The sequence below is a fragment of the Mycobacterium sp. NGS19 genome, from assembly GCF_059813155.1.
In genome coordinates this window covers 183,181-197,012 of record NZ_JCALEB010000005.1, presented here as the reverse complement: position 1 = coordinate 197,012, position 13,832 = coordinate 183,181, and the positions used below count along the sequence as shown (strand labels likewise).

Below are 13,832 nucleotides of genomic sequence, written 5' to 3'. Positions count from 1 at the left end.
AAATCAAGAACCCGAACCCTTGGCGAGCCTGTCGCGAAGGCTCTTCGGGCGGATATCCGGCCAGTTCTGTTCGATGTACTCCAGGCAGGCGGCGCGGTCAGCCTCCCCATAGACCACCCGCCAGCCGGCTGGAACGTCGGCGAACGTCGGCCAGAGACTGTGTTGCTCTTCGTCGTTGACCAAGACGTAGAAAGTGCCGTTGTCGTCGTCAAACGGATTGATGCTCATCGTTCTCCAGACCGTCTAGTCGACATAGGTGGAATCCCCCAAACAATACTGAAGCCAAACAGGGTCAGCACCCTGTTTCGGCAAACTTCTTGAACTTGCACATGTCATCCCAGGTCGACACACGGGCGACGCTGGGGTTCCCCCTCAACGTGATCGAAAGTACGGCATCTAGCTGCACGAGCGTTCGGCGCCGCGGACTTCCGCCGGCTTTCGCCGGCTACCGCTGTTTAGCGCCAAACGCTCGTCAAATCATAGTGCTCAGCACATCATAGCGGTATCCGCGTCGCGCCCACCCGACCCCGCAGTGGGTCGCGGCCGTGTCGCTCGTCGAGGGTCCGCAGCGGCTGCGGTTCGCCGATGTCACGGTGTGCGGAGGCGCCACAGCTCCGCGCCCTACGGCTCTACGTAGGCGCTTCAGCAAAGCGACTTTTACGCTCAGCGTGGTTCGAAGCGGCCAAGTCCGAGCCAGCACAGTTGAATTCGCCAGCTGGCGGCGCACAATCAGTCCCCGGCGGACGCGACAACCCTCAAAACCTGGCACTGGCTAGTTCGCTGGGACGCTTGCGGCGGGCTGCGAACCTGGTCGGTCACCCACTGCTCTGCGTAGAGCGTACCGGCAGCGGCACGTTGAAAATGGGGTTTCCCCACCGACGCTCCCACTCCAACGCCCCACAACCTCGCGCCGGCGTCGGATCTCGCTGCGGCAAGACCGGCTCTGAGAAGCAATCGGCTCGGTATTCAAGCCGGCGTTGCCGGTGGTGCGCAGAAGCTCGCACAGATAACGCGTAGAATTCGGCACTCTTTTGAGCCAAGTAAAGCGTCCTGAGAAATGCTCCGATTGTGCGTCGGTATTCGATGAGAATGTCAGGCTGACGAGGGCGCCTGGTATGGCGTGCCGGGTGTGGCGTAGCGCGCCACCGCAATGTTCTCGAAAAATAGAACCGCCCCGCAGTCGGCCAGAGAATATGGCTAATTCACCGTTGCTTAGGGCGACCTGCGCGCACGACGCGTCGCATGTTGATGACGGCCGCCGAAAGCGTGACGGCCCCAGCAAAAACCCCACACGTACCCCGTGCAGTCGCCCGAGGCCATGTGGGGTTCTAGCCGAGAGTGCCCTGCCGGGCGCCCGCTCAGTAGTTGTTGCAGGTGTTGAAGACCTGCTGAAGCATCGGAATGATCGGTCGATTAGCCGGTGCGTTCATCATGTTCTCGGCCATCTTCTGCCGCTCATCCGGCGGTGCGGCCAGGAACTGGCGCAATCCCGACTGCAGCCGCGGCGACGAATTGAAGTACGCGGCAGCCGACTTGTCCTGAGCGTTGAGCGCAGCCACCCACTGACCGTAGGTGCATGTCGTGTTCACGACGGGGCCCAGGTCGGGGTCTGCTGACGCCACACCCGCACCAGCGGTGAACGCCAACGCCAGACCACTGACTCCGATAGCAAGTTTGCTCAAAGAACGTTTGATCATAGGTGATCCCTCCCTCTAGCTGATGACATTGACTCTAGTCGCTGTCTCTAAACCTCACGCCCCGATAGCCCACACCAGCCAGAACGCAACCGGTGCCGTGGATTGCGGCGCCAATGAGTCCATCGCCGCGCGGTGCTCAGGCGTTACACCGACCAGCGAACGGGTCTGCGCTGGGCCGACTTTCGCGTCTCCCACGCGATTTGCCGCTGCGCCTACCGATGTCAGACCGACGGCCTCGGAATCCGGTCGGTGACTGCGTCGTCGTCGTCGCGGCCTTCGTTCTTCAGCAGCAAAGACCGCACCAGCGGACGGGGTCCTTCCGACCTGAGCAGTGCACTGGCGGGACGTTGACGCACTCGCTGCGGCCACCAGAACCAGCGACCCAGCATGGCAGCAATGGACGGCGTCATGAACGAGCGCACGATCAACGTGTCGAACAACAGGCCCAATCCGATCGTGGTGCCGATCTGACCGATGATCCGCAAGTCGCTGACGGCCATCGAAGCCATGGTCGCGGCGAACACCAGGCCTGCCGAAGTGACGACCTTGCCGGTGCCTCCCATAGCGCGGATGATGCCGGTGTTGATGCCGGCGCCTATCTCCTCTTTCATGCGCGACACCAACAGCAGGTTGTAGTCGGAGCCGACCGCCAACAGGATGATCACCGACATCGCGAGGACCATCCAGTGCAGGTTGACACCTAAGATGTACTGCCACAGCAGCACTGAGAGGCCGAACGACGCACCCAGCGACAGCGCTACCGTTCCCACGATCACCAGCGCCGCGATGAAGCCTCGCGTGATGATCAACATGATGATGAAGACGAGGCAGAGCGCGGCAATAGCGGCGATCAACAGGTCGTAGGTAGAACCGTCTTGCCAGTCTTTCGCGGTGGCGGTAGTGCCGGCCAAGAAGACCTTGGCGTCGACGAGAGGTGTGCCCTTGAGTGCTTCCTCGGCCGCCGTTTGCAGCTGGTTGATGCGCTTGATGCCCTCAGGAGTCGCGGGGTCGCCGCTGTGAGAAATGATGAAGCGCGCTGATTTGCCATCCGGCGACAAAAACGACTTCATCGCACGCTGGAAGTCGGGATTCTGGAAGACCTCCGGCGGCAGATAGAACGAGTCGTCGTTCTTCGAAGCGTCGAACGCCTGCCCCATGGCGGCGGTGTCTTTGCTTGTTTCGTCCATTTCGGCGAACGTGCTCGACATCGTGCTGTGCATGGTCAGTACCGACATCCGCATGGATTCCAAAGTCGGGATCATCTCCGCGATGACCGGAAGCACCTGGGGCATCAGTGTGTCGAGGTCGTCCATGCTCTTGACAAGGTCTTGCAGCTTGTCGGTCAGGATGTCGATGCCGTCGATCGAATCGAAAATCGCTCTCAGCGACCAACAGATCGGGATGTCGTAGCAGTGCTGTTCCCAGTAGAAGTAATTGCGAATGGGCCGCCAGAAGTCGTCGAAATCGGCGATGTGATCGCGTAGTTCTACCGTCACATCTTGCAGATCATGAGTGGTTTCGACCATTCGATGAGTAGTACTGACCAACTGTTGAAGGATGGCGTATTGCTCGCGCATGATCTTGATCTGCTTGGCCAGATCGTCGGCCTGCTTGGTCATATCCTCGATACGTTTTCGCTGGAACTGCATGGCCTGTTGCTGGCCGGCGTTCTGCACGCTCAGCAAGAACGGGATCGAGGTGTGCTCGATAGGCGTGCCTTCCGGCCTTGTGATGCCCTGGACGCGAGAAATACCGTGCACCCGGAAAAGAGCCTTCGCCACCTTGTTCAGCACCAAGAAATCCGAGGGATTCCGTAGGTCGTGGTTGGCCTCGATCATCACAATGTCCGGCATCATGCGGGCCTGCGAGAAGTGCCGTTCCGCGGCGGCATAACCGAGATTCGCGGGGATATCGGCGGGTATGTAGAGCCGGTCGTTGTAGCTGGTCTTGTAGCCGGGCAAGGCAATGAGGCCGATCAAGGCGACTGCCAACGAAGCGGCCAGAATGGGCGCCGGCCAGCGAACGATGGCCGTGCCGACCCCACGCCAGCGGCGAACCCGCATCTTGCGCTTCGGATCCAGTAGTCCTGCAGCGCTGCCCAGCGCAATGCCTGCGGGCACGAGCGTTACCGCCACCGCGACGGCAACAAGCATTCCGATTGCGCACGGGACACCCATGGTCTGGAAGTAGGACAGCCGGGTGAAGCTCAGGCAGAAGATCGCCCCCGCGATGGTCAAGCCGGAAGCCAGCACGACGGGCGCGACGCCGCGATACGTGCTGTAGTACGCCGTTTCCCGGTCTTCGCCGGCTTGGCGTGCCTCTTGATAACGACCGAAGAAGAAGATTCCGTAGTCCGTCCCCGCCGCGATCGCGAGGAAGACCAGCATATTGACGGCAAAAGTGGACAGCACGAAAACGTCGTTATGCCCGAGAAATGCCACCACACCTCTGGCCGCCGCCAATTCGACGCCGACCATGACGAGCAGCAGGACAACGGTGAGGACGGAGCGGTACACAAGAAGCAGCATCGTGAAGATGATCACGACGGTCACCAGCGTGATTTTCAGAATGGATCTGTTGCCGCTGTGCTGCATATCGGAGACCAGCGGTGACGGGCCGGTGACAAACACGTTGATGCCGGGCGGCGGCGGCGTGCGGTTGACGATATTGCGGATACCGGCCACTGATTCTTCACCCGACGGCGTGCCTTGGTTGCCGACCAGATTCAGCTGCACATAGGCAGCCTTGCCGTCGGGACTTTGCACACTGGACGAGGTGAGCCGGTCGCCCCACAAATCCTGCACGTGTTGTACATGCTTGGTGTCGGCTCTGAGCTGCTGGACCAATCCGTCGTAATAGTGGTGGGCATCGTCGCCGAGTGGCTGCTGGCCCTCCAGCACGATCATCGCGAAGCTATCCGAGTCGGATTCTTTGAAATCTTGGCCGATTCGTGTCATGGCCCGAACCGAGGGCGCATCCGCAGGCATCAGCGACACCGAATGCTGTTCGCCGACCCGCTCGAGCGCCGGAATCGCGGATTTCCAATGCCAGCCGACCGAAGCCAATGTGGTGAACAACGTCACCGCTATCCAGAACAGGACAATGGGTAGCGAGAATCGCCGAATTATCCGCGCGACGAGGGGCGGCCGATTGCGTGGGGTGCTCATGCGGCCTTCGCTAGTCCCTCAGCAACAGGGCACGCACCAAAGGACGAGGACCGACCGGCCGAAGCATTGTGCTTGCGGGACGAGGCCGCACCCGCTGCGGCCACCAGAACCAGCGCCCCAGCAGTGCAGCGATCGACGGCGTCATGAATGCACGCACGATCAGGGTGTCGAACAACAATCCCATACCGATGGTGGTGCCCACTTGACTGATGCTGAGGAGGTCGCTGACCACCATGGACCCCATGGTGAACGCGAACACCAGACCCGCGGCCGTCACCACCTTGCCGGTACCTGCCATCGCCCGGACGATGCCGGTATTCAGGCCGGCGTGTAACTCCTCTTTCATTCGGGACACGAGCAGCAGGTTGTAGTCCGATCCCACCGCCAACAGCAGGATCACCGACATCGCGAGCACGACCCAGTGGATTTGAATTCCCAGAAGGTACTGCCAGACGAGCACAGACAACCCGAACGACGCGCCCAGCGATAGCGCCACAGTTCCCACGATGATCAGCGCGGCGACAAAGCTGCGGGTCACGATCATCATGATGATGAAGATGAGGCACAGAGCAGCGATGCCGGCGATCATCAAGTCGTAGCGGGAGCCGTCCACCAAGTCCTTGACCATCGCCGACGTGCCGGCGAGGTAGATCTTGGAGTCCTCCAGCGGAGTGCCCTTCAGCGCCTCTTCGGCGGCGGTCTTGATCGGGTCGACCCTCGAAATGCCCTCAGGGGTCGCCGGATCGCCCCGCTGCGTGATGAGCATGCGCGCTGCCTTGCCGTCCGGCGACAAAAAGACTTTGAGGATGCGCTGAAAGTCCTTGTTGTTCAATACATCCGGCGGCAGATAGAACGAGTCGTCGTTGTTGGCGGCGTCGAAGGCCTTGCCCATCGCCGTCGCGTCCTTCGTCGACTCGTCCATCTGGTCGAAGATCCCGGACATGGTGCTGTGCATCGTCAGGATCATGGTCCGCGAGCTCTGCATGATGTCGATCATCGGCGGGAACTGGGCGAGCATCTGAGGCAGCAGCCTGTCGAGTTCATCCAGGTTCTTGACGAGATCCTGCATTTTGTCGTTGATCTCGTCGACACCGTCGATCGAGTCGAAGATTGCCTTCAGCGACCAGCAGATGGGGATGTCGTAGCAGTGCTGTTCCCAATAGAAGTAATTGCGGATCGGCCGCCAGAAGTCGTCGAAGTCGGCAATGTGGTCGCGCAATTCCCCGGTGATTTCCTGCAGCTCGTGGGTCTGGCCCACCATCCGGTGCGTCGTGTCGTTCATCTGCTGCATCAAGGAATACATGCGCTGCATGACGCTGATGGTCGTCGACATCTCGTCGGCCTGCTTGAGCAGATCCTTCATGCGGCTCTTCTGGAACGGCAGATTCAACCGCTGGCTGGCCTGAGAAATGCTGAGCATGAACGGAATCGACGTGTGCGCGATCGGTGTGCCCTCCGGGCGGGTGATCGCCTGCACACTCGAAATACCCGGGACCGCGAAGACCGCCTTGGCTAATTTGTTCAGCACCAAGAAGTCGGTCGGATTCCGCATGTCGTGATCGCTCTCGATCAGCAAGATGTCCGGCGTCGACATCCGCGACTGCGGGAAATGACGCGCGGCTGCGGCAAGCCCGAGGTTGGCCGGGATGTCTTTCGGGATGAACTTCTGATCGCTGTAGCTCGGGTTGTATCCCGGCAGCGTCAACAGACCGATCAGCGCGACTGCCATCGTCGCTGCGAAAATAGGTCCCGGCCAGCGGACGATCGCCGTGCCGATGCGCCGCCATCCCCTGGTTTTGATCAGCCGCTTGGGGTCGAAGAGCCCGAAGCGGCTGCCCGCAGCCATGACTGCCGGAATCAACGTCAGAGCCACCGCAACCGCGACGAGCATGCCCACAGCGCCCGGCACACCCAGCGGCTGGAAATAAGGCAGGCGAGTGAAGCTGAGGCAGAAGATGGCTCCAGCGATGGTTAAACCAGAAGCGAGAACAACTTTCGCGACGCCACTGTAGGCGGTGTAGTAGGCGGTCTCCCGATCCTCACCGGCTTGCCGAGCCTCCTGATAGCGGCCGGCGAAGAAGATCCCATAGTCGGTTCCGGCCGCGATCCCGATGGACACCAAGAGATTGACGACGTATGTGGTGAGACCGACGATCTCGTGGTCGCCGAGGAAGGCGACTATTCCTCGGGCTACTTGAAGCTGAATGCCCACCATCAGCAGGAGCACGATCACCGAAAGGAATGACCGGAAGACGATGAGCAGCATGATGAAGATGACCGCGAACGTGACGGCCGTGATGAGAACGACAGTCCTGTTGCCGCTCTTGCCCATATCGGCCACCACGGGGGCGGGGCCGGTGACATAGGCCTTGAGGCCGGCCGGCGGCGGCGTGCTGTCGACGACGTGGCGGACGAATTCGACGGAATCGTTGCCCAGTGCCGAGCCCAAATTGCCGGCGAGGTTCAACTGGACGTAGGCCGCTTTACCGTCGGCACTTTGTGCCGCGCCTGCGGTGAGCGGATCCCCCCAGAAATCCTGGATGTGCTGCACGTGTTTCGGGTCGTCGCGCAGCTGACGAATCAAGTTGTTGTAGTACTGATGTGCTTCGTCGCCCAGCGGTTGGTCGCTTTCGAGAACCAGCACCGCGACGCTCTGCGAATTCGACTCCTGGAAGTCCTCGCCCATGCGCTTCATCGCCTTGTACGACGGCGCGTCTGAAGGACTCAGCGATACCGAATGCTCGCGTTCGACCTGCTCCAGAGGCGGGACGCCGACCGTCACGACGACGGCCACGCCCAGCCAGGCCAAGATGATCAGCAGCGAAAGCCGGTGGATGTTGCGCGCGAAGAACGGCCGCCGGATGGGCTCCGTGTTTCGATCTCTCATGCGGACTTCAACAGGCAGAAGGTGAGGGCGTTCACGTCGTTTGAGATCCTCTCGGCTTTGACCTCGCCGTCGACGACGATGCGGCAGCCGATGCTGTCGCTGTCGCCCTGGGCCACGAGACTTCCAGCCGCTGACGCTTTAGTGATCTCGAACTGCAACGACCATGGCAGAGGCACTCCCTGGATGTGTTGGGGTTCAGCCTCGGCGTCGAAGTAGCTGATGTCGGCCACCGTTCCCGGGGCGCCGAAAACCTCATACGTCAGCTTTTTGGGGTTGAACGGTTTGGTGTCGTTGATCTTGGTGTCTGCGTACGACGGGCGCTTCTCAGAGCCGAAGATTCCGTGCAGCCGGGACACCGTAAATCCGCCGGCGGCGATCACCACCAGCGCCAGCAGCGGAATCCACAGCCGCCTCAGTACCCGGAAAATCGTGACTCCCCTCCGCCCGTTCCAGCCACCCGGTGCAAAATCAGCCGCTCAACCATTTGTCACTCGCGTCGGCCGCGACAGCCGACGGCCGCACATGGTATGCGCTGGGCGTCGCCGGCTAGCCGTGCGGCGGCACCTCAGACCTGCGGCGCCTCGGGAGCGCAACCCGATCTTGAACAGTAAACCATGCCGCTTACCTCCATATTGGGCCGTTCCCAACGTGATATGGGATCGCAATACGCACCGCGTGCGTACAGGCACGGTACGGATCGGCGGCATCACCCGCAAATCACACGATGCTGTGGCTCGGGTGGCGGAAAAGTGTACAGTCCGGCCCCCCAGCCGGAACGAGATGACGCGGCAACTAATTCATGACAAACATGAACAAGCAGGTGAGAGGACGCGATGACGGCAGGGGCGGGGTTGCCGTGCGCAGCGCGCCACCATCACCGGTCACCGTGGAGGTGGTGGTCGGTTCGGGCGTGGGCGAGCGCATCCAGCGAACAGCTCCCGGCACACCCTCAGTGACGACGGCGTGGAACCGGCCGAATCCTGTTGCGACACCTGCCGATCACCTCTCGACGGCCCCCTGAAACCCGACCACGGCACTGGTTGGTTAACCGGCGTTTGCCGATCTTGATGCACCGCTTAGCTTCGATGGCTAGAGTCGATGCGGTCAGCTAGAGGGAGGGAGTTCCGAATGATCAAGCGTTCGCTGACTGGACTGGCTATCGGGGTGGGCAGTCTGGCAATCGCGCTCACCGGCGCGGCAGGGACCGCGTCCGCGGACCCGGATTTGGGTCCGGTGGTCAACACGACGTGCACGTATCCGCAATGGGTAGCGGCACTCAACGCGCAGGATGCCACTGCGGCTGCGTACTTCAACTCGTCGCGCAAGCTGCAGTCGGGTCTGCGGCAATTCCTGGCCGCGCCGCCGGATCAACGCCAGAAGATGGCTGAGAACATGATGAACGCGCCGGCGAACCGGCCGTACATCGGCATGCTGCAGCAGGTCTTCAATACCTGCAACAACTACTGAGCGACTCGCGCGAAGGCCTGGACCGACTGGCCACGAGAAAATCGGTCCAGGCCTTCAGCCGTTGACGAGGCGTCTAGCCCGCGACCGATTCCGACGGCTCGGTGTACGGCGCACCAAAATGTGGCACGGAGTGCGCACCGTGGCGGCGCGCAGCTTCTGCACCACGGCGCAGCACATTTCCCAGCGCCGCGAACGTCGCCTGGTCGAAAACCATGGGGGTAAGCAGCCGGTTGTGCACGAAACCAAACGACATCCCCGTGCTGGGATCTGCCCAGCCGATCGACCCACCGAGCCCGGCATGCCCGAAGCCCGGCAGCACACCGGGGATCGGCACGGAGTGGTAGCCCAGGTGCCAAGCGAGCGGCACAACGATGTTGAGATCGGGCCGCAGGCTCGGCCGGCCAGCCAGGCCGCGCACCACATCTGCTGACAGATAACGCATTCCGTCGATCCGTCCGCAGTTGGCGATCGCGCCGTACATCTTCGCCAGCCCCCGCGCGGTCGCTACCCCGTTGACAGAAGGGATTTCGCCGTCGAGGAATGGAATATCGCCCTGCACAAAGGATTTCGCGCCGGGGAAGTACATCGCCCCAAAGCCGCCGGAGAACCACAATGCGGCGTACTTGGGTGCGATCAAATTGAACAGTGGGTTGGCGCGCGTGCTCTGTGGCGCGAGGATCTGCGCAGTCCGGGTCGGCGAATGTGCGGGCGGCCGACCCAAATGCAACCCGTCGATGTTGAGGGGGCGGGCTACTTCGGACCGAATGAGTTCGCGCATGCCGACGCCGGTGACCGCGCGCGCCAGCCCGGAAACCAGCCAGCCGTAAGTGATTGCGTGATAGGCAGGATGGCCCAGGAGACGCGTCACATGCGCGGCCGCCATCCGTGCTTCCATCGCGACGTGGTCCAGCAGCTCGGTCTTGTTGACTCCGTTGAGGTGCGACAGACCGGCGCGGTGACCCATCAGGTCACGGACCGTGATCGCGTGCTTGCCGTTCACCCCGAATTCGGGCCAGTACGCCGCCACCGGCACGTCGTAGCTGAGCAGTCCCCTGTCGACGAGCCGGTGGATCACGGTCGCGGCCACGCCTTTGGTGGCCGAGAACACCATCGCACCGGTGTCGGCGGTCCACCGCTGCTTTCCGCGCCGGTCGGAGTACCCCGTCCATACGTCGACCACCGGTCGGCCGTCGAGATACACCGCCAGCGCGCCGCCACCGAACCGGCGGCCCGGAAACAGCTTCGAGAACAACCGGATCGCACACGCGAAGTGGGGATCGGCGGCGCCCTGCACCCCGTGGGGCAAGCCACTGTCGATCAGATGCAGCTGAGGGCGCGTCACAGGCCTAATAATGACCCTTTAGCTGCCCAAACAAACCCATTGTTATGGTTCCGTTAACCTACGGCTGCGAGGCGGTGTCCAGGATGCGCTGCGCACCCAGCGCGGCCGTCAACTCGCCGTCGCGGACCTGCCGCTCGACGTCGCCGCGAATGTCTTTCACCGCCGGGTTCGACAGCACTCTGTCCAGCACCGCGTCGCGCACCATCGACCACATCCAATCCACTTGCTGCTGGCGGCGTTTCGCCTCGAACTCGCCGGCCTCGGTCAGCACGTCGCGGTGTCGCAGCACCGTGTCCCACAGCTCGTGAAGACCGGTACCCTCCAGCGCGCTCATGGTCAGCACCGGTGGCCGCCACAGGGTGTCGCGCGGGTAGATCAACCGGATCGCCATCGTCAGTTCGCGAGCGGCCGCCTTCGCTTCGGTGGCATGCTCGCCGTCGGCCTTGTTCACCACCACGATGTCGGCGAGTTCCAGCACGCCTTTCTTGATGCCCTGCAGCTGATCTCCGGTGCGCGCCAGCGTCAGGAACACGAAGCAGTCCACCATGTTGGCCACCGCGACTTCGGACTGCCCGACGCCGACGGTTTCCACCAGGATCACGTCGAAACCGGCGGCCTCCAACAGCACGATGGTTTCGCGGGTGGCTTTCGCGACGCCGCCCAGCGTTCCCGACGTCGGCGACGGACGCACGTAAGCATCGGGATGCACTGCGAGGCGGGCCATCCGGGTCTTGTCGCCGAGGATCGAGCCTCCGGTGCGCGTCGACGACGGGTCGACCGCGAGCACGGCGACGCGGTGGCCTTGCTCGATCAGCATCATGCCGAGCGCTTCGATCGCCGTCGACTTGCCCACGCCCGGTACCCCGGTGATGCCGACGTGTAGCGCGCTTCCGGCGTGCGGTAACAGCGTCAGCAGCAATTGCTGGGCTTGCTCGCGGTGGTCGGGCCGCGTCGACTCGACAAGCGTGATCGCCCGGGACAGCTCGGTGCGGTCGCCGGCGCGGATCGCCTCGGCGAGCCGATCGGTCGTTTCGGCCATCAGTCCAGGCTGTAGCCGAGCCGCTCGGCGAGCTTGCGCAGCAGCCCGATCGCGGCGTCGGAGATCACGGTTCCCGGCGGGAATATCGCGGTCGCCCCGGCGGCATAGAGTGCGTCGAAATCGTCGGGCGGAATCACTCCGCCCACCACGATCATGATGTCGGGCCGGCCGACGTCGGCGAGCGCGTCGCGCAGCGCCGGAACCAATGTCAGGTGTCCGGCGGCCAGCGACGACACACCGATCACATGGACGTCGTTGTCTGCGGCCTGCCGCGCCACCTCCTCGGGCGTGGAGAACAACGAGCCGACATCCACGTCGAACCCGATGTCCGCGAACGCCGTTGCGATCACCTTCTGCCCGCGGTCGTGGCCGTCCTGGCCCATCTTGGCGACCAGGATGCGCGGTCGGCGGCCGTCGGCTTCGGCGAATTTCTCGACGAGCTCGGTGGCGGACGAAATAGCGGTCCCCTTTCCGATCTCGTCGCGGTAGACGCCCGAAATCGTACGAATCTCGGCCTGGTGGCGGCCATACACCTTCTCGAGCGCGTCGGAGATCTCGCCGACGGTGGCCTTGGCCCGGGCGGCGTTGATGGACAACTCCAGCAGATTGCCATCGTTTTCGGCGGCGGCCCGCGTCAACTCCGCGAGTGCGGCCTCGACGCGATCCTGGTCCCGCTCGGCGCGCAGCTGTTGCAGCTTGGCCAACTGCTCGGCGCGCACCTTGGTGTTGTCCACCTTGAGCACCTCGATCGCCGGATCTTCGTCGACCCGATACTTGTTCACGCCGATCACCGGCTGCTGCCCGGAGTCGATGCGGGCCTGCGTGCGGGCAGCGGCCTCCTCGATCCGCAGCTTGGGAATGCCGTCGCTGATCGCTTGGGCCATGCCGCCGTGCTCAGCCACCTCGCGCAGGTGCGCACGCGCCTGCTGCGCCAGTTGGTGGGTGAGCCACTCCACGAAATACGAACCGCCCCAAGGGTCTATCGGCCGCGTCGTCCCGGATTCCTGCTGCAGCAGCAGCTGAGTATTGCGTGCGATACGCGCGGAGAAATCGGTGGGCAGGGCCAGCGCTTCGTCGAGGGCGTTGGTGTGCAAGGACTGCGTGTGCCCCTGCGTAGCGGCCATCGCCTCGATGCAGGTGCGCGCGACGTTGTTGAACGGATCCTGCGCGGTCAACGACCAGCCGGAGGTTTGCGAATGTGTGCGCAGCGAAAGCGATTTCGGGTTCTTGGGATTGAACTCGGAGACCAGCTCGCTCCAGAGCAGCCGGCCGGCGCGCAGCTTGGCCACTTCCATGAAGAAGTTCATGCCGATGCCCCAGAAGAACGACAGCCGCGGCGCGAACTGGTCGATGTGGAGTCCGGCGTCCAGCCCTGCCTTGATGTACTCGACCCCGTCGGCCAGTGTGTACGCGAGCTCGAGATCGGCGGTGGCTCCGGCTTCTTGGATGTGGTAACCCGAAATCGAGATCGAGTTGAACTTCGGCATCTTCGCGCTGGTGTAGGCGAAGATGTCGGAGATGATCCGCATCGACGGCTTCGGCGGGTAGATGTAGGTGTTGCGGACCATGAACTCTTTGAGGATGTCGTTCTGGATGGTCCCGGCCAGCTTCTCCGGCGGCACCCCCTGCTCCTCGGCGGCCACCACGTAGAGCGCGAGAATCGGCAGCACGGCACCGTTCATGGTCATCGACACCGACACCGAAGCCAAGTCGATCCCGTCGAACAGCTGCCGCATGTCGAGGATGGAATCGATTGCGACACCGGCCATCCCGACATCGCCCTGCACCCGGGGGTGGTCGGAGTCGTAGCCGCGGTGGGTGGCCAGGTCGAAGGCGACCGACAGACCTTTCTGCCCGGCAGCCAGGTTGCGCCGGTAGAACGCGTTCGATTCCGCTGCGGTGGAGAACCCCGCATACTGGCGGATAGTCCACGGCTGGTTGACGTACATGGTCGGATACGGCCCCCGCAGGTACGGCGCTTCACCGGGAAAGCTGTTGAGCGGATAGCCTTCCGCGGATGCGGCGGCCCGGTCGGCGGCGGTGTAGACCGGTTTGATGACGATGCCTTCCGGCGTGTGCCAATGCAATTGGTCCGGGCTGTACCCGTGTGCGCTGGCCGCGGCGGCGACGTGTGCGGCCACGTCGGCTGCGGTCGGCGGAGTCGCCACCTCGTCGCCGTGCAGCGGGATGTCGGCGAAGCTGGCGATTACGGAGACGTCTGAAGTAGTCATCG

9 protein-coding genes are annotated in these 13,832 nt (G+C 62.8%); 1 reads left to right on the top strand and 8 read right to left on the bottom strand.

Features of this window, described 5'->3' with window-relative positions; translation table 11 throughout:
• Window positions 1-3: 3 nt before the first annotated feature.
• The 5 genes from AC5Y4N_RS16570 to AC5Y4N_RS16550 all read right to left on the bottom strand — a co-directional run bounded on the left by AC5Y4N_RS16570 (window position 4) and on the right by AC5Y4N_RS16550 (window position 8,167).
• Window positions 4-228, bottom strand: a complete 225-nt coding sequence (locus tag AC5Y4N_RS16570; RefSeq protein ID WP_499909885.1) for an MbtH family protein — start codon at window positions 226-228, stop codon at window positions 4-6.
• Between the two features lie 1,130 nt (window positions 229-1,358).
• Entirely contained in the window at window positions 1,359-1,682 is a 324-nt protein-coding gene (locus AC5Y4N_RS16565) for a hemophore-related protein (RefSeq protein WP_499909884.1), read from the bottom strand.
• A gap of 236 nt (window positions 1,683-1,918) precedes the next feature.
• Entirely contained in the window at window positions 1,919-4,864 is a 2,946-nt protein-coding gene (locus AC5Y4N_RS16560) for an MMPL/RND family transporter (protein WP_499909882.1), read from the bottom strand.
• 10 nt (window positions 4,865-4,874) lie between these two features.
• Window positions 4,875-7,751 carry an MMPL/RND family transporter gene (locus AC5Y4N_RS16555; protein ID WP_499909880.1) on the bottom strand — a complete coding sequence of 959 codons (2,877 nt, stop codon included), beginning with the start codon at window positions 7,749-7,751 and terminating at the stop codon, window positions 4,875-4,877.
• Window positions 7,748-8,167 (bottom strand): MmpS family transport accessory protein, encoded by a 420-nt coding sequence (locus AC5Y4N_RS16550; protein WP_499910101.1) that lies wholly within the window; start codon window positions 8,165-8,167, stop codon window positions 7,748-7,750. Before AC5Y4N_RS16550 ends, AC5Y4N_RS16555 begins: the two co-directional genes overlap by 4 nt.
• A 712-nt stretch (window positions 8,168-8,879) precedes the next feature.
• On the opposite strand from AC5Y4N_RS16550, the gene AC5Y4N_RS16545 reads away from it, so the two are divergent.
• On the top strand, window positions 8,880-9,218 hold the full coding sequence (locus AC5Y4N_RS16545) for a hemophore-related protein (RefSeq protein WP_499909878.1): 339 nt from the start codon (window positions 8,880-8,882) through the stop codon (window positions 9,216-9,218).
• 73 nt (window positions 9,219-9,291) lie between these two features.
• On the opposite strand, the gene lipL is transcribed toward AC5Y4N_RS16545, so the two are convergent.
• Genes lipL through scpA form a run of 3 tightly spaced genes read right to left on the bottom strand, consistent with a single transcriptional unit; the run spans window position 9,292 to window position 13,830 of the window.
• On the bottom strand, window positions 9,292-10,560 hold the full coding sequence (gene lipL, locus AC5Y4N_RS16540) for an esterase/beta-lactamase LipL (protein WP_499909876.1): 1,269 nt from the start codon (window positions 10,558-10,560) through the stop codon (window positions 9,292-9,294).
• 58 nt (window positions 10,561-10,618) lie between these two features.
• Window positions 10,619-11,599, bottom strand: coding sequence for a methylmalonyl Co-A mutase-associated GTPase MeaB (meaB, locus tag AC5Y4N_RS16535; RefSeq protein WP_499909874.1), 981 nt, complete (start codon window positions 11,597-11,599; stop codon window positions 10,619-10,621).
• Window positions 11,599-13,830: a methylmalonyl-CoA mutase gene (gene scpA, locus AC5Y4N_RS16530; protein WP_499909873.1), complete on the bottom strand. Its 2,232-nt coding sequence runs from the start codon at window positions 13,828-13,830 to the stop codon at window positions 11,599-11,601. Before scpA ends, meaB begins: the two co-directional genes overlap by 1 nt.
• Window positions 13,831-13,832 lie beyond the last annotated feature (2 nt).